This window comes from Candidimonas nitroreducens, from assembly GCF_002209565.1.
In the GTDB taxonomy this organism is placed as follows: domain Bacteria; phylum Pseudomonadota; class Gammaproteobacteria; order Burkholderiales; family Burkholderiaceae_B; genus Candidimonas; species Candidimonas nitroreducens.
In genome coordinates, this window is the sequence record NZ_NJIH01000002.1 from 109,503 (window position 1) to 131,104 (window position 21,602).

General features: G+C 61.4%; 24 protein-coding genes and 1 pseudogene. 24 read left to right on the plus strand and 1 reads right to left on the minus strand.

From position 1 onward, the window contains the following. Positions 1–1,055: 1,055 nt before the first annotated feature. Positions 1,056–1,502, minus strand: a pseudogene (locus tag CEY11_RS26035) (protease pro-enzyme activation domain-containing protein); the annotation flags it as partial. Positions 1,503–1,724: 222 nt separating this feature from the next. Here CEY11_RS26035 and CEY11_RS01925 point away from each other — a divergent pair. The 24 genes from CEY11_RS01925 to CEY11_RS02040 all read left to right on the plus strand — a co-directional run bounded on the left by CEY11_RS01925 (position 1,725) and on the right by CEY11_RS02040 (position 21,601). After that, complete coding sequence (locus CEY11_RS01925) at positions 1,725–3,278, plus strand: phospholipase D family protein (RefSeq protein WP_088601675.1); 1,554 nt, start codon at positions 1,725–1,727, stop codon at positions 3,276–3,278. Between the two features lie 403 nt (positions 3,279–3,681). Continuing rightward, positions 3,682–4,998 (plus strand): tyrosine-type recombinase/integrase, encoded by a 1,317-nt coding sequence (locus CEY11_RS01930; RefSeq protein WP_088601676.1) that lies wholly within the window; start codon positions 3,682–3,684, stop codon positions 4,996–4,998. A 151-nt stretch (positions 4,999–5,149) separates the two neighbouring features. Then, the gene (locus tag CEY11_RS01935) at positions 5,150–6,052 is read left to right on the plus strand and encodes an Abi family protein (protein WP_088601677.1); all 903 of its coding nucleotides are present in this window, start codon (positions 5,150–5,152) and stop codon (positions 6,050–6,052) included. Between the two features lie 57 nt (positions 6,053–6,109). After that, positions 6,110–6,403: a plasmid mobilization protein gene (locus tag CEY11_RS01940; RefSeq protein ID WP_088601678.1), complete on the plus strand. Its 294-nt coding sequence runs from the start codon at positions 6,110–6,112 to the stop codon at positions 6,401–6,403. 62 nt (positions 6,404–6,465) lie between these two features. Next, positions 6,466–7,161 (plus strand): TrbM/KikA/MpfK family conjugal transfer protein, encoded by a 696-nt coding sequence (locus tag CEY11_RS01945; protein WP_088601679.1) that lies wholly within the window; start codon positions 6,466–6,468, stop codon positions 7,159–7,161. After that, complete coding sequence (locus tag CEY11_RS01950; protein ID WP_088601680.1) at positions 7,158–7,823, plus strand: lytic transglycosylase domain-containing protein; 666 nt, start codon at positions 7,158–7,160, stop codon at positions 7,821–7,823. The genes CEY11_RS01945 and CEY11_RS01950 overlap by 4 nt, the downstream gene beginning before the upstream one ends. 97 nt (positions 7,824–7,920) lie before the next feature. Next, positions 7,921–8,241 carry a TrbC/VirB2 family protein gene (locus CEY11_RS01955; protein WP_088601681.1) on the plus strand — a complete coding sequence of 107 codons (321 nt, stop codon included), beginning with the start codon at positions 7,921–7,923 and terminating at the stop codon, positions 8,239–8,241. A gap of 3 nt (positions 8,242–8,244) precedes the next feature. Continuing rightward, entirely contained in the window at positions 8,245–8,649 is a 405-nt protein-coding gene (locus tag CEY11_RS01960; RefSeq protein ID WP_233154676.1) for a type IV secretion system protein VirB3, read from the plus strand. After that, positions 8,646–11,075 (plus strand): VirB4 family type IV secretion/conjugal transfer ATPase, encoded by a 2,430-nt coding sequence (locus tag CEY11_RS01965; protein ID WP_088601683.1) that lies wholly within the window; start codon positions 8,646–8,648, stop codon positions 11,073–11,075. The genes CEY11_RS01960 and CEY11_RS01965 overlap by 4 nt, the downstream gene beginning before the upstream one ends. A gap of 40 nt (positions 11,076–11,115) precedes the next feature. Next, positions 11,116–11,631 (plus strand): hypothetical protein, encoded by a 516-nt coding sequence (locus tag CEY11_RS01970; RefSeq protein ID WP_088601684.1) that lies wholly within the window; start codon positions 11,116–11,118, stop codon positions 11,629–11,631. Further along, complete coding sequence (locus tag CEY11_RS01975; protein WP_143322651.1) at positions 11,628–11,825, plus strand: hypothetical protein; 198 nt, start codon at positions 11,628–11,630, stop codon at positions 11,823–11,825. The genes CEY11_RS01970 and CEY11_RS01975 overlap by 4 nt, the downstream gene beginning before the upstream one ends. Beyond that, a complete protein-coding gene (locus CEY11_RS01980; protein ID WP_143322653.1) occupies positions 11,822–12,202 on the plus strand; it encodes a hypothetical protein in 381 nt (126 codons plus the stop codon). Before CEY11_RS01975 ends, CEY11_RS01980 begins: the two co-directional genes overlap by 4 nt. Before the next feature lie 37 nt (positions 12,203–12,239). Further along, positions 12,240–12,944 carry a type IV secretion system protein gene (locus CEY11_RS01985; RefSeq protein WP_088601687.1) on the plus strand — a complete coding sequence of 235 codons (705 nt, stop codon included), beginning with the start codon at positions 12,240–12,242 and terminating at the stop codon, positions 12,942–12,944. Between the two features lie 72 nt (positions 12,945–13,016). Next, the gene (locus CEY11_RS01990) at positions 13,017–13,907 is read left to right on the plus strand and encodes a type IV secretion system protein (RefSeq protein WP_233154677.1); all 891 of its coding nucleotides are present in this window, start codon (positions 13,017–13,019) and stop codon (positions 13,905–13,907) included. Positions 13,908–14,010: 103 nt separating this feature from the next. After that, positions 14,011–14,148: a conjugal transfer protein gene (locus CEY11_RS01995; RefSeq protein ID WP_088601689.1), complete on the plus strand. Its 138-nt coding sequence runs from the start codon at positions 14,011–14,013 to the stop codon at positions 14,146–14,148. A 3-nt stretch (positions 14,149–14,151) separates the two neighbouring features. Continuing rightward, positions 14,152–14,838 (plus strand): virB8 family protein, encoded by a 687-nt coding sequence (locus tag CEY11_RS02000; protein ID WP_088601690.1) that lies wholly within the window; start codon positions 14,152–14,154, stop codon positions 14,836–14,838. A 27-nt stretch (positions 14,839–14,865) separates the two neighbouring features. Beyond that, a complete protein-coding gene (locus tag CEY11_RS02005) occupies positions 14,866–15,780 on the plus strand; it encodes a TrbG/VirB9 family P-type conjugative transfer protein (protein ID WP_088601691.1) in 915 nt (304 codons plus the stop codon). Then, complete coding sequence (gene virB10, locus CEY11_RS02010; protein ID WP_088601692.1) at positions 15,770–16,945, plus strand: type IV secretion system protein VirB10; 1,176 nt, start codon at positions 15,770–15,772, stop codon at positions 16,943–16,945. Before CEY11_RS02005 ends, virB10 begins: the two co-directional genes overlap by 11 nt. Next, entirely contained in the window at positions 16,923–17,942 is a 1,020-nt protein-coding gene (gene virB11, locus CEY11_RS02015; RefSeq protein ID WP_088601693.1) for a P-type DNA transfer ATPase VirB11, read from the plus strand. The genes virB10 and virB11 overlap by 23 nt, the downstream gene beginning before the upstream one ends. Before the next feature lie 149 nt (positions 17,943–18,091). Beyond that, entirely contained in the window at positions 18,092–19,009 is a 918-nt protein-coding gene (locus CEY11_RS02020; RefSeq protein ID WP_088601694.1) for a TrfA, read from the plus strand. Between the two features lie 451 nt (positions 19,010–19,460). After that, positions 19,461–19,919: a hypothetical protein gene (locus tag CEY11_RS02025; RefSeq protein WP_088601695.1), complete on the plus strand. Its 459-nt coding sequence runs from the start codon at positions 19,461–19,463 to the stop codon at positions 19,917–19,919. 26 nt (positions 19,920–19,945) lie between these two features. After that, positions 19,946–20,437 carry a hypothetical protein gene (locus CEY11_RS02030; protein WP_088601696.1) on the plus strand — a complete coding sequence of 164 codons (492 nt, stop codon included), beginning with the start codon at positions 19,946–19,948 and terminating at the stop codon, positions 20,435–20,437. A gap of 4 nt (positions 20,438–20,441) precedes the next feature. After that, positions 20,442–21,149 (plus strand): StbB family protein, encoded by a 708-nt coding sequence (stbB, locus tag CEY11_RS02035; protein ID WP_088601697.1) that lies wholly within the window; start codon positions 20,442–20,444, stop codon positions 21,147–21,149. Positions 21,150–21,154: 5 nt separating this feature from the next. Continuing rightward, positions 21,155–21,601: a hypothetical protein gene (locus CEY11_RS02040; RefSeq protein WP_088601698.1), complete on the plus strand. Its 447-nt coding sequence runs from the start codon at positions 21,155–21,157 to the stop codon at positions 21,599–21,601. The last annotated feature ends 1 nt before the right edge of the window (position 21,602 follow it).

A 21,602-nucleotide genomic window follows, 5' to 3' on the forward strand; every position in this document is an offset into this window, starting at 1 on the left:
GCGTCCCAGCCCCTGGCGGCCGCGAAATAGCCGTTGTTCCCTTGCGTGATGTCGTTGAACGCCGCCGGCCGCCCGTACAGCACTGCGTTGACGTAGCCCGCAGGCCTGCCGGTCGCGGCATCGCAGCGCGCGAGCAGCGCGGCCCACAAGGGCGCCACCGCGCTGGTGCCCCCCACCACCTCGTCGGCACCGTCCACCCGCACCCGGTAGCCGGTCATGGGGTCGGCATTGCCCGCGACATCGGGCACGCCGCGGCGCGCCAGCGCCGTCGCCGCGCCGGCGCCGTGCACCGTCAGCTTTGCCTGCCAGGCGGGCAGCTCGAACAGATTGCTTACACCGCCGCCGCTCGCTCCGCCCTGCCTGCCGTCGTTCCATGCCACTTCCGGGTGCCCGCCGCCGGCCCGCAGGCTGGTTCCGCCGCAGGCCAGCGCATAGGGGCTGGAAGCCGGGAAGTCCACGTGGTTGGCGCCGTCCTGCACGCCGTCGCCCGCGCCGCTGTCGCCGCTGGCCGCGCACACCGTCACGCCCATTACAGCGGCGGCCTGCAGGACGCGATCCAGGGCGTCGGTCGACTGCTTCGACCATGCCGATTCCGGCCCGCCCCAGCTGATGGAAATCACCGCAGGCTTATGAGTATCGTCATGGACGGCCCGGCTCAAGGCCTGGATGAAGCCGGCATCACTGTTTGCCGCGAAATACAGCACGAGCCTGGCCTCGGGCGCGAGCGAGCCGGCAATTTCGACGTCCAGCATGACCTCGCCATCGGGCCCGCCCGGCTCGCCGGTGGGTGCATGCGGCGAGCCGTCCACCGAGATCACCGTGATTTGCGGCAGCGCCAGGCCCTGCGCGGAAAAATAAGCCTCGGCATCGCTCGCGCCGTAGCCTCCGCCCAGCTCGATCAGGCCTATGCACTGGCCCTTGCCGGTGCCCGCCGGGTAGCGATAGATTTGCGCGACTTGCGATGGAAGATAGGACTCGCGCGCCGTGTGCGGCGCCAGCCGCACGGGCGGCCGCAAGCGGAAGTGCGGGCGCGCCTGCGGCCGGCTGTCGAGCCCGACCACCGCGGCGACCCTGTCCTGCAATGGCTGCGGCAGCTGCAGCGGGCCCGCATGGCCGCGGTAATGCTCGTGCCCATAGGCATAGCCTTGCAGGTCGACGTCGAAGGCCGCGTTGAACTGCCCCACCGTGCCGGACAGCACCACGGCGCCCATGGCGGCATCGTTGCGCAGCACGTCCAGCCCGCACTCGCGCGCGAACTTGGCGACGGCGGCGATGTCTCGCTGGGCGGCTCCGAACCGGCGCGCGAACTGCGCGCGCGTAAGCGGCACGCCGGGCACGGCCCGACCCGCGGCCAGCTCGCCGGCCATGCGGCGCAACTCGTCCTGGTTCCTGCGGCGCAGTATTACGAGGGCTTCGAGGCGCGCACCAGGATCGGCGGCACCCGTGCAGCGCGCGCCCGCCATCTGGGCTCTTTCGCTGCCTGTAAGAGGAAACTTCGCCATGATGTCGACCTCCCGTCAGAGAGTCAGTGCGACGATCGATCTTCGGCTGTTTTCACTGTAGCAAACCCGCCCCGGCGCGCATAGGCATGCAATAGCTTTTTACACATGGCTCTATGACGCGCCCACCCGGCGCCATGCAGCCAAGCTGCGCCGCTGTCCGAATCTGCCTTATCCTCTATCCTAGCCAAATAATGACCATGACATGAGGAGGAGATCGCGTCCATGCTTCTCTCCAGGACTCGCTTCCGGGCCACGATGAGGGCGGCGGGCCGGGCGCTCTTGCATGGCCGCCATCGCGCAGAGGCCCAAAACGCCACGGCGCCCGCCCACCATGCTGCGGCTTCGGGCGCAACGGATGAAACCAGTCTCGCGCGGTCGGTCATGCCGCTGCATCGGGTGCACGCTGCGGAATCGGGGTTCACCCCGCTGTCCGATGGGCGTGCGGCCTTCGCGGCACGCGTCGCGCTCGCCGATGCGGCCGAATCCTTTCTGGATGCGCAGTACTACATCTGGCACGGCGACATGACGGGCCTGCTGCTCTTCGACGCCCTGCGGCGCGCGGCCGAGCGCGGCGTACGCGTGCGGCTGCTGCTCGACGACAACAACACGGTGGGGCTGGATGCGATCATCGCCGGGCTGAACGCCCATCCGAATATCGAGGTAAGGCTGTTCAACGCCTTTACCGTACGCCGCTGGCGGGCGCTGGGCTATCTGACCGACTTCGCACGCCTGAACCGGCGCATGCACAACAAGTCGTTCACCGCGGATCGCCAGGTCACCATCGTGGGCGGGCGCAACATCGGCGACGAATACTTCGAAGCCGGCAACAACGCCCTCTTCATTGATCTCGACATCATGGCAATCGGCCCGGTAGTGGAAGACGTGGCGCACGACTTCGAACGCTATTGGACGAGCGGCTCTTCCCGGCCTGCAGAGCAGCTTGTACGCAAGCCGCGCAGGGCGGCAATCGCCGCGCTCTCGTCCGTCAGCCAGGTGGCCGGCAGGCCGCAGGCCCGTGCCTACACCGAGGCCATCGCCGGGCAGTCGTTCGTACGCGATCTGCTGGCCGGCCGCTTGCGCTTCGAATGGGCTGCCATATCGCTCGTGAGCGACAATCCGGACAAAGGCCTGGGCAATGCGCCGCGCCACACCTTGCTCTGGCCCAGGCTGCAGGCGATTTTAGGCAACCCCGCCAAGGAACTGGAACTGGTCTCGCCTTATCTCGTGCCAACCCAGACGGGGGTCGAAGCGTTTGCCGCATTCGTACAAAAAGGCGTGAAGGTCACGCTGCTGACCAACTCGCTGGAGGCCACCGACGTGATCGCGGTTCATGCCGGCTACGCCAAGCGGCGCAAGCCGCTGCTGGCAGCAGGTAGCGCCCTTTTCGAATTGAAGCACATGGCCTCCATCCCCAAGATCCGCGACAGAGGCTTGACTGGAGGGTCGGGCTCCAGCCTGCACGCCAAGGTGTTCAGCATCGATCGCCAGCGCGTATTCATCGGCTCCTTCAACTTCGACCCGCGCTCCCGAAAGCTCAATACTGAGATGGGATTCGTGATCGAAAGCCCCGATCTGGCGGGCCGGATCACCGACAGTCTCGACAAGCTGCTTGCGACCCATGCCTATCAGGTGCAGATCGGCCGGGACGGAAAACTTGAATGGCTCGAGCACGCCGGCTCGGCAACGGTCGTGCACCGCCACGAGCCAGGCGCCAGCCTGTGGCGCCGAGCCGGTGTTGCAGTGGCAGCCCTGCTACCGATCGACTGGCTCTTGTAGGGTAATGCCAGGGATCCAGGCCTCATCCGGGCCGCTGGCGGCAAAGCACAGTGCTGATACCATAGCCGCATTCACGCAACACGAAGAAAATCGCCCACCAGGCCCAAATTGGGTAGCTAGGTGGGTAGCTAGACCGAAAATTCAGCTTGTGGTGATGTGATAAATATTTGATTAATAAAGCTATTATCAATCTCATGAAACTCGCCACCTGCACTTCGGATTAGTGTCTCAAGTTGCACCAATACGTTCCTAACATGCTGATATCACACAATAACGTCTTGAATATCAGTTTCTGAGCATGCCATGATGTCCCCTGACATCACACCCGCACTGGGTAGCTAGGTGGGTAGCTAGCGGCAATTCCACACGCTAGCTACCCAGGACCGCCTAGCCAGGGGCAGTCTTGGCAAAATCAACGAATAAACTCAACGACATCCAGCTTCGCAACTGGGTGGCTCAACGCAAACCTGTAGCCCGCTCAGATGGAGACGGGTTGACTTTCACCCTTTCCAGTTCTGGTACTGCGACATGGGTACTGCGCTACCGCCTAGGCACTCGTCACAACGGCCAGGCCGTGCGGCGCGAACTCACGATTGGCAACTATCCCGACATCTCATTGCGAGACGCCAGGACACTCGCTGCGAAACACCGTGCAGCCATTGATGCTGGTGACGATCCTGTCATCGCCAAGCAGATCGAGAAAACACGATTTCGATTAGATTGGACCATCCGTGAACTCGTGCAGGACTATCAGGACAAGGTTCTGGTCGAGCCGCACTACGCAGCAACAACAATCGAATACCGAAAGGCTGACTACGAACAAGTCGTCCTGCCACATCTTGGCTCCCGTCCAGCCTCCACCGTTACAGCGATAGACATCGTAGAAATGCTGGTGGCGGCAAACCGCACCTGGACCATCAGCAAGCGCATTCTGACATCCACATCTATGGTCTTCGATCACGCCTGCGGCCAAATTCTAATTCCAGCGAACCCCTGCACGGGCATCCGATTGTCAGCCATTATGGGGCCACGCCCTCAGGTTCGCCAACGCGTCATGTTGCAAGAAGACGAGCTCAGAATCCTGCTGCCGGATATCGACATCATCGGCATCGAGAACGCACTAGCCTTTCGTATCTTGCTCGCCACCTGCGTACGTGGCATCGAACTGGCTAGGGCCAAGAAGGAGCACCTGTTCCTGGATCGCAGGGTCTGGTGGATTCCCGACGAGTCGGTCAAGACGAGAAAAGGATTCCTCGTTCCTATCGCCCCTACCGTCGCTTCATGGTTTCAGATGCTGATCAACCTGTCCGGCGAATCCATCTACCTGCTCCCCGCCCGCCAGGAACGGCGGCGGCGCAACCAACAAGGAGACACCCATGTGGGAGCCACCACCCTTTGGGCGGCCTTTAGACGTGCCTTTGACCGACAGGACATTCCTATCCGCCAATTCACGCCGCATGACACCCGCTCAACCGCCAAGGGACACCTGCGGAACATGGGCGTTTCCAGAGAAATTTCGGAAATCGCACTGAACCATACGCTCAAGGGTATGGAGGCCATCTACGATGTCCGTGAAGAAATCCCCGAACGGCGGCAAGCGCTGGCTATGTGGGCGGAGTTTCTGGTTGCCTGCGAGACAGGGGCACCATCCCCGCAAGCCTCCGCGCCCACGATCAGCAACATCATACAGTTGAAAAAAACCGCAGGAACCCGAGTATGAGACCCAAATTGAGCTTTCTTTCGTCGCGCGTGATGTGTATAATTGGCAGCGACAAGACCCGCCAAGGCTATGTACGAAAGTGCACCCTCAAACCGGCGGGTTACTCATTTCTGGCCCGAGAAACAACAAGTAGAACACGGACGGGCTCGCAATGACACGCCAACACGACCACTCCTTTGCCAAGCCCGCGACAAGCTATGCCGAGCAGGTGGCCATCCTCGAACGACGTGGGATGCGTATCGATGATCGTGCGTCGGCAGAATTCTACCTGCAGCACCTGAACTACTACAGGCTAAGCGCCTACTGGTTGCCCTTCGAGGCCACCCACGCGCCACACGCATTTGTCCCCGGAACCCGATTTGCAGACGCCCTCAATCTATACCTATTCGATCGCAATCTACGTCTGTTGGTACTTGACGCGATAGAACGCATCGAGGTTTCAATCCGAAGCCAATGGGCGTATCAAATGTCCCGCCGACACGGCCCCCACGCCTACCTGGATGCTGGCCTGGCAGCAAACCGAGGTCGCTGGGAATCTGATCTTGCTAAGCTCGAAAAGGAAGTCCAAAGATCCGATGAAATTTTCATTAGACATCTGCTGAAAACGTACTCAGAGAAGCTACCCCCCGCCTGGGCGGTATGCGAGATCATGTCGCTTGGACTGCTCTCGCGCTGGTACGGCAATCTCAAGCCCATGCCAACTCGCAGCGCCATCGCTTCCGTCTACGGCGTCAATGAGAGGGTTCTGGGTTCCTGGCTACACCATTTAACGACGGTACGGAACACATGTGCACACCACGGTCGCCTATGGAACCGGGAATTCACCGTTACTCCACTAATTCCAAAGACGAAACCGCTGAGTCTGCAACACCAATTCCAGCCAGGGTCACGCCGGCTATACAACACACTGACGATCCTGCTGCATTGCATGGACATCGTAGCCCCGCGCCACAGTTGGAGGCGTCGGCTAAAGGCCTTGTTTGAGCAGCACAGCCCGCCCACTCGGGCCATGGGCTTTCCGCCGCAATGGGATCAACTCCAGATTTGGCAGTAACCAAAACGGTCACCAACGCCCACCCGCCGTATGGGCTGACCCCACCGAGGAGCCATCATGAACGAACCCCTCTCCGAGGTTATCCGCATCCGGGTGACCCCATCCCATGCTGCGCGCCTGGGTGAGGCCGCCGCCCTGTCGGGGCTGTCACTGTCCAACTATGTCCGTCGCCGCCTGGCGGCTGACGACACACTGCAGGAAGAGTTGACGTTACTGCGAAAGATCGTGGCCGACCTGGGCCAGCTACGCGACACCCGCATGGCTGCTGTGGAAACCGTTCATCTAGTGCGTGTCATGGCCAAGCCCGAACAAATCGACCTGGCACAACAGAACTTGCAGCGCTTGCGCTGACCCATCCCCGGCCCAATTGCGGCCACCTGCTTTTCTCTCTTTCCCTTCCCCGGAGACTCTCCATGCAAATCCTTCCCGCTTTGCGGGCTGAGGCGTTGGCGCTCGCCTGCGCTCTGACCCCTGCCGCCCATGCTGCTGACACCACGGGTCTACTGACGGGCACGCCGCGCCTGGCCTGCGAAGCCACACTGTGCCTGTCCTCCAGTCTACGGCCTGGAGAATGCAGCCCGTCGCTGGAGCACTATTTCGGCATCAAGCGATTCAACCACCACGGCCTGGACTGGGATGCGACCGTTGCCGCCCGCCGCTCATTCCTGGGTCAGTGCCCATCTGCAACTGATCCCGGCATGACCGAGCGGGTGGAGGCTATCTCGCATGGTGCAGGCAAGTGCGATGCCGATTACCTGAATCGCAGCTATGCCGATACCGCCTACAAATGGCGCAAGCGTGGCTATCGCTACGACGCTGCCACAGGTACTCAGGAGCCGCTCTACGAGGTTCAAGCGCTACCCACAGTGACGCTCACCCAATTACCGACCTGGTGCGTGGCCTACAACGATCACGACTGGACCTATGAACTGTCTGTCCGCTATGTGGGCAGGCCCGTGATGGGCGGGCGCTGGGTCAAGGCCGAAGACTACGAGGCCGCCCAGGCTCGCTGGGACGCCGATCATAGTGGCCAATGGGCCCTGGGCTGGAACTTCTCGATGTCCGACCCCAGGCAACGAAGTGCGGCCTTTGGAGGTGACGGCCCATGATCGCTGAATTGGCTGCGCTAGCCTTGACCTGCGCCCCGAACATTCACCCAATCACGCTCGATGCCCTGATCCGCCATGAATCCGGCGCACGTCGGTATTCCATCGGGGTCAATCGCAAAGGCCACTCGTTGTCTCATCAACCGGTCAACCTGAAGCAAGCCCAACAGGCAGCACAAAGCCTGATCGCCCGAGGGGTTGATTTCGATGCGGGGCTGGGTCAGATCAATGTCCGTAATTGGGCATGGCTGGGGCTAGACAGCACAACTGTCTTTGATCCCTGCAAGAATCTGGCTGCGTCCCAGACCGTGCTGTCTGTCTGCTATGCCCATGCTCTGGCCGCCCGCAAGGATCCGCAGCGAGCCCTGCGAGCCGCGCTGTCTTGCTACAACACGGGCAATTTCAGTCGAGGCTTTGTCAACGGGTATGTTCGCAAGGTCTTGGCCCAGGCGGGCATTCAGGTGCCTGCGCTGAAGCAACTGCCGGAGCAAGCGAAGCCCATCATTGATCAGGCAGACCACACGGCGGCTGATGCCCAACATGAAGGCACCCCGGATGGCTTCACATCCCACCCGACTGTCGATGGTTTCTCTCCAACAGCCGACACTAACAAGGGCACCGACGGAGAGACCAATCCCGACCTCGGCGCTGACTCCAGCACCTGACGGCTCTTCCGGGGCTCACTGGCCCGCATCACACCCATCTCGCTCCATTCCACCCACACCCCAAAGCGCTCACAGCTCCTGGGGCAGGAGTCCTTCCATGTCGCTACTGCAACGCTTCAAACCCAAGACACATTCACGACGTTTCATTGACAGACTGATGACATTTTGCCTACTGGCTGGCATCAATCAGGCTACCTTTGCGCAGTCCCTGGGTGGCCTGGTTCGTGCCCGGACAACGCTGCAGACCCTCAAGGACAATCTGGATGTGATCTTGCCGATTGCGGCGGTCATCATCGGCGTCATCATCTTCGTGCTGTACTCGGCAGAAGTCATGAGAAAGGACGACGCCATCCGCTGGGGCATCGGCGTACTGCTCGCGGGCTCCGCCGCTGAACTGGTCGTGCTGCTCTGGAAATAAGCCATGACTGCACACGCCACAGGTACACACGCCGCACACATGGATTCCACCACCCGGCCATCGGCAAGCCACCAGAACCCCAACACCTATCCTGTATTCAAGGGCCTGGGCCGCAAGGCAACGTTCATGGGTATTCCCACCACACTTATGCTTGGAGCGTTTGCCTGCGTGGCCATCATCGCCATGGCGGCGGGCCTGGCCTGGTGGGGGCTGCTCTTTGTGGTCATGCCGGCGCTGGCGATCCTCACCCGCGACGACGACAAGGCGCTGGACGTGCTCTGGCTGGAGATCAAAACCCGGCGCCTGAACCGCAACCAGCGCTTCTGGCATGGGTCGAGCTATGCCCTGCAAGACTATCACCGCGACCGGCCCTGGCGCCGCCACATCCACCAAAGGACTCTTTCATGACTGCAGCCACTGCCCTGGCCGTCGATGAACGGCTGGTTTCTCGCTACCTGCCTTATTCTCATCACGTCACCGACCGGATCATTGCGTGCGACAACCACGAGTACCTGGCTGTTATCAAGGTGTCAGGACGGGCGCCGGATGCCTACGCCCAGGCGGAACTGAAAGAATGGATCGAAGCCCTGCACAACGTACTGCGCGGCCTGCCCATGGGGTCGCTGGGGTTGTACTCGCACATCATTCGCCGCCGCGTAACGGAATACCCGGACAGCACCTTCGCCCAGATCTTTGCCGCGCGGTTCGATGCGGCCTATCGGGCGACGTTCGATGCCTCGGGCCTGATGGTCAACGATCTGTATCTGACAGTGCTCATCCATCCAGTCGAGGATCCGGTGCTTGGCACTTTTGCCAGCCTGGAGAAAGCCAACGCCCATCGCCTCGCGCATTGGCAGGCCGAATCCATCGAACGGCTCACCAGCACCCTGCGGGCACTGACTGCGGGCCTGTACCGCTACGATCCACAGGTGCTTGGCATCGTGGATCGCAAGGGCCTGGCCTTCAGTGAAACGGCTGAATTCCTGGGATTCCTGATCTCCGGCATCCACAGGCCCGTAGCGATCAGCCGGGAGCGCCTGCGCGAGACCGTACCTCACGCGCGACCCATCTTCGGGCGGCACGGCGAATTGGGTGAACTGCGCACCGTCGCGGGATCCCGGATCTTCGGCATGATGGAGCTGCGCGACTACCCAGAAGCCACCAAACCAGGCCACCTAGACCGGTTACTCGGTCTGCCACATGAATTCGTACTCACCCAGTCCTGGGGCAGCCACGCCGGGGCGGCGGCCAAGAAGCTAGTGAAGAAGCACCACAAGCTGTTGGTCGATTCCGGCGACGATTCGGCCAGCCAGGTAGCGCAGCTCTCGGATGTGATGGATGATCTGACCTCTGCGCGCCTGGGGCTGGGCGACCACCACGCCACGATTCTGGTCTATGGCGACTCCGCCGAAGGCGTGCGCCAGGCGCTGGCCCGGGCCGCCACGGCCCTGGCGGAAGATGCCGTGGGCTTTCGGACGCTAGATCGGGCTCTGGAAGCGGGCTTCTGGGCGCAGCTACCGGGCAACTGGCACTGGCGGCCCCGACCAGTACCGATCACCTCGTTCAATTTTCTATGCGTTTCCAGTCTACACAATCAGTTGACCGGCAAGCCCGCGGGCAACCCGTGGGGGCCAGCAGTGACAATGCTGAAGACCCAAACAGGATCGCCGTTCTTCTTCAACTTTCATGCATCCACCGAGGACCTGGACGAAACCGGCAAGCGCCGCCCCGGCAACACCATGATCATCGGCATGACCGGCACCGGCAAGACCGTACTGCAGGGCATGCTGCTCACGCAAGCACAGAAATTTGGCGCCACCTGCGTGGTCTGGGACAAGGATCAGGGCATGCAGGTGCTCATCATGGCGCTCGGTGGCCGGTACTTCAACATTCGCCTAGGCGAAGCCACCGGCTGGAATCCATTTCAGATGGAGCCCACCAAAGGCAATGTCGCATTCATGGTGCGCCTGGTCGTATACCTGGCCGAACGCCGGAGCGAGGCGGTCAGCACACGCCAGCGTACCGACATCACCCAGGCCGTGCAACAACTGACCACCTTGATTGACCGGCCTGCCAGGACACTTTCGACCCTGAATACGCTGCTCCCCAACCCCTACAGCGAAGACGACACGCAGAGCACCATTCACACACGGCTGGCCCCCTGGTGCCAGGGCGGCGAGTATGGCTGGGTGTTTGACAATCCACATGACGATCTCGATCTGGGGGCCATTCCCGGCAAGCCCGCAATCTTCGGATTCGATCTGACGGAACTCCTGGATGACGACGAGGTGCGCGGTGCCGCAACCCTATATCTCAAACACCGCATCGATGCCCTGCACGACGGGCGGCGCATCATCAACCTGTATGACGAATGCCAGCATCCATTGAAGGACGCGCATTTCCAGGAATCCATGCAGGACGCCAGCCGCACTATCCGCAAGAAAAACGGCGTGCTGGCCTTCGCCACCCAGGAACCGGGGGCTATCACGGACAACCCGGTGGGGCCGTCCCTGGTACAGCAGACCGCCACGCTGATCCTCTTGCCCAACCCCAAGGCCCGCGCCCGCGACTACATTGAGGGCTTTGGGCTTACACCGGCGGAGTTTGAACTGCTCAAGGGTCTTGGCGAAGCCAGCCGCAAATTCCTGGTGAAGCAAGGATCCAGCGTCACCGTCGCTCAGTTGGACCTCTCCGGCTGCGAGGATGAGTTGCTGGTGTTTTCGGGTAGCCCCGACATGGCGGAGATCGCGGAACAGGCAGCCACCCGGGCTGGTCATGATCCCGCCGCTTGGCTGCCGGTATATCTGGCCGCCGTGAAGCATGCGCGACAGTGAACGACCATCCGTCAATAGCCCTCTAAAAGGAAACGCGCCCATGAATCACGATTCCCGAGATCGTAATGGTCGACAAACCGAGCAGCAGCGGCATGATCAGGATTTCTACAGCCGCCTAGGCCTCGAAAACCCGGAGCCGGCCGCCGAAACCCCGGAAGACACCATCCTGATCTCCATCTACTGCGAACACTGGACACAGGAGGACTTGGAGGCTGGGCAATGTAGCCTGAACGAAGTCGAGGTTAAGCGTGTAGCGATCAGTACGGATGAGCTGCAGCGCCTGGCACAAGATCACGGCCTGGACTCACCATCGGCCTCGGGTCCCAGTCACGCGCCATATCTCTGGTTTGCTTCGACTACACCACGAGAAGATCGTGCCTATTTTGAACAAGGTGTGCACAAGTACTACAGCCTGCATGTCCATGAAGTGAACGGTCACCGGCCGGAACCCGCCGACTATCAGCGAGTATCTGACCTCATAGGAATACGCTTCGATCACCCCCTGAAACTGCAGGAGTCAACACACGAAATGGAGGGGCCGGATCTATGTTCATGACCTCCTTCGATTTGAAGCGGCCGCCCAGTGCTGACGAAGCCCTGGGCATGGCCTGGTGGAACATCCTGAAACCTTCCGAGCGTGTGTACTGGCTTACAAAGGCCGGGCACGCCTGCAACGTGGCAAATGCCTGGGCAGCCTTCAAGCGACACCAGGCCTATCCCACCAACTCATCATCACAGGACACCTCATGAATCGACGACATTTCATTGCCGCTACCGGCGCCACCCTGATGACCATCCTGGCTGGATGCAAGACGGATGCGGATGGAGAAAAGTTCGTGGGGTATTGGAAGTCGGACAGCAAGTACGACCCCGACGCCATCCAGATCTCCCGCAATGGCGATAGCTTCCTCTTCACCCTTGTTGCAAAGGGGCCCTTCACTGGCGGATACCAAGCGCACAAACTGCCCGCCAAACTCGATGATTCAGAGAACATCCTGATTGTGGGTGACAAACGCATTGCCTACGACGAAAAGGCTGATCTGATCGTATCAGGACAAATGAAGGCACGCAGAGCGACTGAAGCCGAATACCAGGCCATCGCCCAGCAAGCCAGCGCCACGCCCTAATTCCTGCGCCTGTGGGCGCATTCTCGGAGCATTTTCCATGACACGCTGCAAGTCATTTGCGGCGGGCATAGCCCTGTCCGCTGCGTTCCTAATCCCGGCCCATGCCGCCGGCATTCCCACTGTCGATTCTGCAACAATTGCCCAGTTGCAGGAACAGTTGCTCACTGCCCGAGACCAGCTAAAAAATCTGACGAACCAGTTGGCTACGGCCAAAAGCCAACTCGCGGCCTTCACTCAGTCTAGCGGCTACGGGAACGTCGTCGGTAACGCCGATATTCGGAATCAACTGCGTTCAGCGCTACCATCCAGCGCTCAGGGCCTCCTGGATCGTTCAGCGGGATCGAACTTAGACGGTGATGTAGGCCGCATTACGGGCCAAATCACAGCTCCTGTGAATTTCCAAGAGGACCGCCAGGCGCTGTCCAAGCAAGCCTTGAACATCGAGGCTACGTCCAAAGCCATGAGCGAACGGGCCTACGACTCCATGACTCGACGCCTGGCTAACGTGGATGCCCTACAGGACAAGATCAATCAGACGACCAACCCCAAGGAAATTGCTGAACTGCAGGCCCGCATTCAGATAGAGCAAGCAAACATTCAGGCTGAACAAACCCGGATTCAACTGGCATCTCAACAGTTGGAAGCCGAACGTCACCTGTTGCAAGCGCGAGCCGAACGGGTGTATGGCGGCTGGTTCGGGGATAACAATGACCCCGGTGGAAACACCGGGACAAACGAATAAGGCCACATTATGTCCGGCCTGACTCCTCCCGTCGCCCCACCCACAGCCCCAAGCGACATTGCTCAATGGGTCATGACCCAAACAGAAAGTGTCCTGAACGATGCCGTGAATGGCCCCATGCAGTCCCTATTCGAGGCCCTGATGCCCGTCATCGTCGTTGGTCTCACGCTTCAGTTCGTGGTCTATGCCTTTGCGCTCATGCACGGCCAGGGTGGCATGACGGTTACCGAGTTCTTCCGCAAGGCCATTCTGGTGGCTATTGTGTCCATGATCTTCGGTGCCGGGGGCCTGTATCAGAACGACATCGCAAAGACCATGATCGCCTTGCCTGACGATGTCGCGCAGATTGCTCTGGGTACCGGCAGCGTGGCACAAGAAGTGGACAAATTGCAGAACGAGACCGGCAAGGCCTCCAACGCCATGATGGGTAAAGGAGGTGATGGCGCCTGGTATAACGTGCTGCCCTCCACCAAGGAGGTGCTGGTCAGCATTCTGGCTACGTTGGTCCGCATCAATGCCGCCGTGGTGGGCAGCATCATTATGGTGATTGTTGTGGTCGGCAAGGTGGGCATGGCGCTTGTGGTGGCGGCTGGCCCCATCTTCATTGCAGCCACGCTATTTGAGCCCACCAGGCCATTGTTCAACAACTGGGTCTCTCAGGCCCTCAACTTCGTGTTCCTGGCACTACTGGCCGGACTCATCTTTGGCCTGTTGCTGCAGATGAACATCCAGCTTATCCGGATGATCGCAGATCAGATCAACGGCGGAGCCAAAGATATTCTCGGACTATTCGGCGCTCAACTGCTGGTCGGCGTCGCCAGCCTCGTCGTCATGCTGATGCTTCCCGGCCTGGCCGCCGGCCTTTCCAATGGCTTTGGCGCCCGCCTTGGCATTGGGTCCGCTGCGCACGGTGCCTTCTCGATTCTGCGTATTCGCAGCATGCTGCGCCCTCGGGCCAGGTAATCCACGCCACGGGCCGATTTCTCGGCCATTCCGGCCTGGATTCGGCCTTTTTCCTCATTCTCTGATCGGCCCGCCCATCCGGCAGGCCTGGAGCCCTTTACTCATGAAATCCCTCATCGCCACGCTGGCGCTAGCCGCTCTGCTGGCTGGCTGCGCCTTTCATGCGCCGCAGCCGCCACAGCCCGCCGACACGCCACGCATTCCGGTCAATGCCACACCACCCCTGCCTGAAGGAGCCTGAGTCATGGCAGAACCCGTCAAATCCGAAGACATTGCAGCCTACCTGGAACAATCCCGAGGCCTGGAACGCGATCATTTGGGTGAACTCATCACCAGCCGCAAACGCGCCTGGCAGGTCGCGCTCGGGGCTGGCATTGTCGCCCTGGCCGCCGTCGGCGCCGTGGTAGGCCTCACGCCCTTGAAACAGCCGCCCGAAATGTACGTGGTGCGTGTGAACGATGCCACCGGCGCTATCGAGCACGTCAGCAGCCTGGGCCGTCCGCTGGAGGACTACGGCCAGCGCATCGCCAAGTATTTCCTGAACACCTACGTGCTCAACTGCGAGGGCTACAGTTGGCAGACCATCCAGGAACAGTTCGATACCTGCGCGCTACTATCCTCGGCGCCGACCCAGACGGCCTACGGCAAGCGCTTCGAAGGGCCGGATGCCGTTACCACACGACTGGGCACCCAGGGCACGGTGGACGTGCGGGTCCACTCCATCACGCTCGGTGCCAATCAGGCGGCCATCGTCCGGTTCACCAAAACCGAACGGGATGCAACCACGGGCGACACCACCAAGGTGCGCCATTTGATCGCCACCATGGCCTACCAATACGTGGATGTCCCGCTCACCGAAGCCGTAGCCAGGCTCAACCCTCTTGGCTTTCAGGTCACGCGCTACGACCTGGCTGCCGACCTGTCGCGCTGAAGCACACACGCATCAGAAGGAATCCCCATGTTTGAACGCATCCACAGCCGGCAGGCACTGGCGGTCGGCCTTGCGCTGTACCTGGCACTACCAGCCAGCGCATTGGCGCTGGAAACCCCCAGATCTTCACGGCTCGACCATCGTGTCCGCTATGTGACCTACAACGCAGCCGATGTGATTCAGCTCGATGCCGTCATCGGCGTGGCCACGCACATCGTGCTCGCACCTGGCGAACACTATGTCTATCACGTCTTTGGCGACAGCCAAGCCTATGCCTTTACCTACAAGGGCAACCATCTGTTCTTCAAGCCTACGGCCAAAGACGCCAACACCAATCTGATTGTCGTGACCGACCGACACGATTACAGTTTTCGGCTCTCGTACAGCGACCAGCGCGGTGCTCCGGCCCTCTACAAGCTTGTCATCCGTTACCCCGAAGAGGAAACCCGCCAGCGGGACGAAGCTGCGCAGAAAGCCGCCATCGAGAGATCCTTAAAGGCCGTTGGCCATCCCCTGAACTGGCAGGCCTACACCCGAAGCGGTGACGCGGCCCTCGCGCCGATTCATGCCTGGGATGACGGCCGCCAGACTTGGCTGCAGTTTTCCTCGGAGGCGGACATCCCTGCGGTCTACCGCGTCACGCCCGACGGCCAGGAAGTACTGACGAATTTCCATATGGCCGACGAACGAACCATGGTGCTGCACCGCACTTCTGCACTGTGGCATTTGCGTCTGGGCAACCAGGTGCTGGCCATCCATAACGAGGCCTATGGCGCGGCACCGATACCGACACGTACCGGGACAGTATCGCCAGCCGTCAAACGCCGCATCACGGGCACAACGGCTCCGCAACAGTCGGCCGCCCCGCGGCAGTCCAGCATGCCGGTGCCCGCCATCCGAGTGCATGAAGCTATCCCAGCAAGGAATACCCATGACCGATGAACAGTACGGAAAACCTCTGCACGACACAGCCGCCGCCACCGGTGGGATAAGCCATGCGGAGGGTCTCGGAGCCGGCTGGCACCCCGACCTACGCTGCCCGAAGCTGGATCGTGAACCTCTCGACCTGCAGACTGCTGGGCGCAGCGCCCCACGCGGTGCTCGGGCCTTTTTGTGGCTCACCATGCTGGTGGCACTGGCTGTGGCGGTGGGAGTGCTGGTCAAGGCTTGGAACAGAGATCAAGAGAAAGCCAATGAATCCGACCTGGAGGCCGAGCATAGCGGTATCGCCAACCGCCTGAAGGCACCCAAAGTCGAACGGCCCGCGCCACACCTCAAGCGGGAAGCCATGCCGCCCACACAGGCGCCTGCTCGCTCCTACTATGTGCCGCCACCCGTGCCCGCCGCGCCATCTCCTGTGGATGACGTCACTCAGCGGCGCCTGACCAGCCCCCTGCAGGCTGGCGCAGGCGCGGGCGGCGATCCCGCATCCGGCCAGGCCAAGGCCGGCGGCCCTCTGGCGGATGCCGGGCCGTTGGCCGACAAACTACGCCCGCTTGAACTGGCCCCATCGGTCGCCGGCCAACTGGGTAATCGCAATTTTCTGCTTACCCAGGGCACGATGATCGACTGCACGCTACAGACCAAACTCGTCAGCGCCCAGGCCGGCCTGCTGACCTGCCTGGCCACCCACGACGTGATGAGCGCCAACGGTAAGGTGAAGTTGATCGACGCCGGGACGAAATTCACCGGTTATCAGTCAGGCGGCATCCAGCAAGGCCAGGCCCGGGCGTTTATCACCTGGAACCGGCTAGAAACCCCCACGGGCGTGATCGTGAATCTGGGTTCGCCCGGCACAGGCCCTTTGGGCGAAGCGGGGGTCGATGGCCATATCGACAACCATTTCTGGGATCGATTCGGCAACGCCATCCTGCTCTCGTTGATTGGAGATTTCGGCGACTGGGCCGCCAATCAGGGTCAGTCCGGCAACAACAACATCCGATTCGACAATACCCGCGAGGGTGGCCAGGACGTCGCCGCCAAGATCCTGGAGAAGTCGCTGGATATCCCACCAACCCTCTACAAGAACCAGGGCGAGCGCATCGGCATTATGGTGGCCCGCGACCTGGATTTCAGCCAAGTCTATGACCTTGAACCCATCCCCTGACCCGCTGCCCTTTGATCGGGCGATTGCGGTCAAGACCTTCCTACGGCCAATCGCCACACATCTGGAGGATCCCGATGTGACAGAAATCGCCATCGTGCGACCGGGTGAACTCTACACCCGCGAGCATGGCGCCTGGCAGTTGCACGAGTGCCAGGTGCTTACCTACCCCCATCTGGAGGCGCTGGCAACCGCTTTGGCCGCCTACAACCACATGGCCAAGGCGCCGATTCTTTCAGTTTTGCTGCCCCGTGGCGAGCGCGGTCAGATCGTGCAGCCCCCGGCCTGCCTCGACGGCACGATGGCCATCAATATCCGCAAGCACACCCAGGCGGCCTTCACGCTCGACGAACTGAAGGCCCAGGGCGCCTTCGATGCCATGGCCGACACGGCCGCCGAGTGCACCACAGGCAACGTATCCGCCATTGACCAGCAACTGTTGTCCCTGAAATCAGCGGGCGATATCCCGACCTTTCTACACGTCGCCATCCAAGCCCGCAAGAACCTGGTCGTGGCCGGTGCCACGGGTTCGGGTAAGACCACCTTCGCTCGGTCCCTGATCGACCGGGTGCCGATCGACGAACGCCTCATCACCATCGAAGACGTGCATGAACTGATCCTACCCAGACACCGCAACCGCATCCACCTGATGTACGGCGCCACGCGGGGCCGGGTGTCGCCGACCGACAGCCTGGCCGCCTGCATGCGCCTGTCACCAGACCGGATCTTTCTGGCGGAGCTACGCGGCCCCGAGACCTGGGATTACCTGGCGGCCTTGAATACCGGCCATCCCGGGTCGGTCACTACCACCCACGCCAATAGCGCGGCCGATACTTTCAACCGCCTGGCCGTGCTCATAAAGCAGTCCCCCACAGGCGGCAATCTGGATCTGGAAACCATCCAAGCATTCCTGCGCCAGACCGTAGACATCGTGCTGTATTTCGAGCGCTTTCGGCTAAAGGAACTGTGGTTCGAGCCGCGACGGCTGAGGCCTAGATGAGTAGCTGCATAGGCACTCCCATCGCAGTCCTGATCCCATCATCAATGGCCACGCAGCCTGTCAGCCGGCCAACCTATCCCCTGAACCCGTGTGAGGCGCTGCACACGATCCAGGCAGGCCTCGTACGGGCTCGTCTGGAGCATTCCCCCATGACCGCATCCATCCGTTTGCCTTTCCACAAGGACAGCAGCCTGTTGCACCTGTCCGCCGCCATGCAGCGTGCACAGCAAAAGGCCCAGCAGGCCATCGCCGCCGCCGCGGAAAAAGAGGCCCACACACCGGCCCCCTTCATTGTGCCCGGCATCAACGAAACCGCGCGTGCCATTCCCAACTACATTGCCCGAAGCTCGATGTTTGCGCCGGTGCGCCGAGGCTGGCGCCCCATGCACGACGACACCGTCTTTCTGGAGGGTACGAACATCCTGCTCAAAGGCTCCGGTAAGCAGCTCACCGAAGACCATGCCGACATCTGGATGCACGCCATGTATCTGCAGACCACAGCCTTGCTGGGCGAGGCACCGACGATCAACCGAGCGGATTTTCTGCGCGGCATGGGCCGCCCAACCGGGGGCAGCGCTTATGAGTGGCTGCACGATGGCATGAAGGATTTGGCCCGCTTCACCCTGTGCATCGAGGCCCGGCGCAAGGACGGCACCGTCAAATACAGCTATGGCAACCACCCGTCAACCCGCGTATTGGCCATGATCGGCGGGTTCGACTATGACGAACCCACCGGCAGCTACACCATCTATGCCGACCCACGTTGGGCACAGATCTTCAGCAACAGGGAATATGCCCTGGTGGACTGGGCCAAGCGCCTGCGGATGCGCCACGACTTGTCCAAGAGCCTGCAGCGCCTGATTGGCACCTCGGCCGATATCCAGCAAAAATACAGCCTGGAAATCCTCAAGGAACGAGCTCAATACACCGGGCGCATGCGGGATTTCCGGGCCACGCTGGAGCGCAGCCTCGTTGAATTGGAAACTCTGGAAGTGATTACCGAACCCAGGATTGAGGCGGCCACCCGGGGGCACAAACAGGCCGTCTGGACCCGTCTGGACCGATGATCAACCCATCGTCATAACATCGCGCATGGTGCCCGAAACGGCATAAAAACTGATCAATGATTGAACAATTTCAGCCTGTGGATAAGTGATCCAGACCGTCGTCATAACATCGCGCCTGCATCGTCATAACATCGCGGGTTTTCGTCATAGCATCGCGCTTTATCGTCATAACATCGCGCTGAATTTTTGAAAACCCGCATGGGTAGTGGCTTTCCAGCCATCGAAACGCCCTCTACCTTATTTCTACCTTATTACTACCAGGACGGCCTGTGGGTAAGTCCGTCTGCCACTAGGCCTGATTTCCTCAGCCCCAGGCCAGCTCGGATCGCCACACGGCACAACCGCCCGGCGGCTGCATCGGTCGGCAACTGAGCGACGTCCGCCCGTTCGGGCAACACCCTCGCCCAATCCCTCATCACCGCCCTTCAAGCCAAAGGGCAAAGGAGTTCTCATGCACTCGAATCTTGACACCCGCATGCTTGCCATCGCCCAACGTGCCGCTCGCGAAGGCATCGGCGCCTTGAGCCTGGGTGAAGCGCTGACCGCTGCTCTAGTGTTGGATCGAAATGACTGGCTGCAGGAACGCGGCTACCGCATCGGCGACGCCCTGGACCGGATCGGGCCGGACTGGGCTGCCCGCATCCCGGCGGTCTCGCGACAGTTCGAGATGGAGCTTGCCCGGGCCCGACTGCGCTTCTCGTTTGAAATCGTCCCGCGCGAAGCAGAGGGCGAGGGCTACCTGTTGCGCCTGTTGGACCACAACCAGGAGGTTGGCTGCGGCCATTTTCCAGCACGGGGTGAGTCCGTGCGCTTCGCTGACAACCAATGCGCCTATGACGAAGCCCACGCTGCGGGTATGGCCTGGCTGGACGGCAAACAGGCAGCGGCATTACCCGCCTTGCAGCCGTGAACTCTCACTACCCAAGGCGTCCGCCCATGACTCAAAACCAAGCCACATCCGACTCCATCGCGCGATACCGCGCGGTGCTGGAAACTCTGGACCCACGCCTGCGTCTGGCCTCCAAGCTGCGAGCGCTATTTCCCATCATCGAAACCCAGGTGGCGGCAGGGGTGCCCCACGCCGCCGTGCTTGATGACCTGGCAGCGGTCGGCTTGCCGGTACAGCGCAGCACTTATGTCACCACGCTGTATCGCTGGCGCAAGGCGCAGCGGTCAGCGCTCATGCAAACGACGCTCGAGCCTTCACCGGGGGCCGATCCGGCCCAGCCCGAGCCCGAGCCCGCCCCAGCCACACAACCCTTACCCCCCATGGACGCGATCCAGGGCCGGCCCCGCAACATCCAAACCCCCGGCGACCTACGCAAGATCCGCGACATGCGCGTGGATCTGGAGGCCTTGCGCCGAGAAGGCTTGGCGCAACGCACGAAGCACGCTGAAAACACCTCCACTCATCAAGACAAGGAATGACCCCATGAAAGTCACAGTCCTCAACTACACCGGATCCGTCGGCAAGACCGTTACCGCCTCGCATCTGCTTGCTCCGCGCATGAACAGCGCCCAGATTTTCGCCGTGGAATCCACCAACGAAACCAGTGCCGATCTGGGCCTGTCCGTGGATCAATTGCGCGGCGAGCACTTCGGCAGGCTGTTCCGCGAGCTGCTTACCCGCGACGATGCCATCGTCGATGTGGGGGCCAGCAACATCGAGGATTTTTTGACGCACATGATGCGCTACGAAGGCGCCCACGAAGAAATGAGCTACTTTGTTCTGCCCGTCATCAACACTGGCAAGGCCCAGCGCGAAACCATCAAGACAGTGGCCGCCCTGGCGGAACTTGGCGTGGATCCGGAGCGTGTGCGCATCCTGTTCAACCGGGTGGGCGCCAGCGTCGAGGATGAGTTTCCTTCTATCCTGGCCTATGCCGCCAAGACTGGCGAAGTGCGGGCCAACCCCGAGGCCGCCATCTTCGAGAATGAAGTCTTTGAGCTGCTGGCTGATCTGCGCACCACCATCGCGGACGTGCTGGCCGACCAGACGGATTACCGGGCACTGCTCAAGGCCGCCGACCGCAGCGACCATGTCCGCATCTCCCAGTTGAGTAACCGGCATGCCTTACGCGCCCTGGCTCAGCCCGTGGATCGGCAGATGAACGCCGCCTTCACGGCACTCTTTGCCTGAACGCCATGGAGTCGAATTCAAGCCCAAGCCAGGCTGCGGGCAACGCCCGCACCAAGCTGGATCTGCTGTATCACGAGGTGCTGGGCGACGTCGTCGGCCTTGTGGACCGGCTGGAAGTCACCACTCAAAGCCTGGATGCTGCGCAAACGCACATGCAGGCCTTATCCGACGCTCAGCAGATCCTGCCGCAGCAACTGGCTCGCCACCTGACCGACGTGATGCAGGCTGCGGCCAAGCCCATTAACCAGCAATCCCAGCAAGCCCTCCAGGCCATGCTAAGTGCCACTAATACTCGGCTGGATCTCCTGGCTCAGGACGCCGCCCGCTACGCCCGCATCGCCCATCAGTCGGCCCGACGCATGGCGCTCATTGCGGTGGTCGTGGGCAGTGCGGCCGGGGTGCTGGGTGGCCTGCTTGCCGGCCTGGCCCTGGGCCAGTGGCTCATCTCTTGAA

What these genes read in the sequence shown, in the direction of transcription:
- CEY11_RS01955 (WP_088601681.1), top strand. Translation starts at nt 7,921, where the DNA reads ATGTCGCTACTGCAACGCTTCAAACCCAAGACACATTCACGACGTTTC.
- CEY11_RS01945 (WP_088601679.1), top strand. Translation starts at nt 6,466, where the DNA reads ATGCAAATCCTTCCCGCTTTGCGGGCTGAGGCGTTGGCGCTCGCCTGC.
- virB10 (WP_088601692.1), top strand. Translation starts at nt 15,770, where the DNA reads ATGACCGATGAACAGTACGGAAAACCTCTGCACGACACAGCCGCCGCC.
- CEY11_RS02025 (WP_088601695.1), top strand. Translation starts at nt 19,461, where the DNA reads ATGCACTCGAATCTTGACACCCGCATGCTTGCCATCGCCCAACGTGCC.
- CEY11_RS01960 (WP_233154676.1), top strand. Translation starts at nt 8,245, where the DNA reads ATGACTGCACACGCCACAGGTACACACGCCGCACACATGGATTCCACC.
- CEY11_RS02030 (WP_088601696.1), top strand. Translation starts at nt 19,946, where the DNA reads ATGACTCAAAACCAAGCCACATCCGACTCCATCGCGCGATACCGCGCG.
- virB11 (WP_088601693.1), top strand. Translation starts at nt 16,923, where the DNA reads ATGACCTTGAACCCATCCCCTGACCCGCTGCCCTTTGATCGGGCGATT.
- CEY11_RS01940 (WP_088601678.1), top strand. Translation starts at nt 6,110, where the DNA reads ATGAACGAACCCCTCTCCGAGGTTATCCGCATCCGGGTGACCCCATCC.
- CEY11_RS02040 (WP_088601698.1), top strand. Translation starts at nt 21,155, where the DNA reads ATGGAGTCGAATTCAAGCCCAAGCCAGGCTGCGGGCAACGCCCGCACC.
- CEY11_RS01965 (WP_088601683.1), top strand. Translation starts at nt 8,646, where the DNA reads ATGACTGCAGCCACTGCCCTGGCCGTCGATGAACGGCTGGTTTCTCGC.
- CEY11_RS01985 (WP_088601687.1), top strand. Translation starts at nt 12,240, where the DNA reads ATGACACGCTGCAAGTCATTTGCGGCGGGCATAGCCCTGTCCGCTGCG.
- stbB (WP_088601697.1), top strand. Translation starts at nt 20,442, where the DNA reads ATGAAAGTCACAGTCCTCAACTACACCGGATCCGTCGGCAAGACCGTT.
- CEY11_RS01925 (WP_088601675.1), top strand. Translation starts at nt 1,725, where the DNA reads ATGCTTCTCTCCAGGACTCGCTTCCGGGCCACGATGAGGGCGGCGGGC.
- CEY11_RS02000 (WP_088601690.1), top strand. Translation starts at nt 14,152, where the DNA reads ATGGCAGAACCCGTCAAATCCGAAGACATTGCAGCCTACCTGGAACAA.
- CEY11_RS01970 (WP_088601684.1), top strand. Translation starts at nt 11,116, where the DNA reads ATGAATCACGATTCCCGAGATCGTAATGGTCGACAAACCGAGCAGCAG.
- CEY11_RS01990 (WP_233154677.1), top strand. Translation starts at nt 13,017, where the DNA reads ATGACCCAAACAGAAAGTGTCCTGAACGATGCCGTGAATGGCCCCATG.
- CEY11_RS02020 (WP_088601694.1), top strand. Translation starts at nt 18,092, where the DNA reads ATGACCGCATCCATCCGTTTGCCTTTCCACAAGGACAGCAGCCTGTTG.
- CEY11_RS01975 (WP_143322651.1), top strand. Translation starts at nt 11,628, where the DNA reads ATGACCTCCTTCGATTTGAAGCGGCCGCCCAGTGCTGACGAAGCCCTG.
- CEY11_RS01935 (WP_088601677.1), top strand. Translation starts at nt 5,150, where the DNA reads ATGACACGCCAACACGACCACTCCTTTGCCAAGCCCGCGACAAGCTAT.
- CEY11_RS01980 (WP_143322653.1), top strand. Translation starts at nt 11,822, where the DNA reads ATGAATCGACGACATTTCATTGCCGCTACCGGCGCCACCCTGATGACC.
- CEY11_RS01995 (WP_088601689.1), top strand. Translation starts at nt 14,011, where the DNA reads ATGAAATCCCTCATCGCCACGCTGGCGCTAGCCGCTCTGCTGGCTGGC.
- CEY11_RS02005 (WP_088601691.1), top strand. Translation starts at nt 14,866, where the DNA reads ATGTTTGAACGCATCCACAGCCGGCAGGCACTGGCGGTCGGCCTTGCG.
- CEY11_RS01950 (WP_088601680.1), top strand. Translation starts at nt 7,158, where the DNA reads ATGATCGCTGAATTGGCTGCGCTAGCCTTGACCTGCGCCCCGAACATT.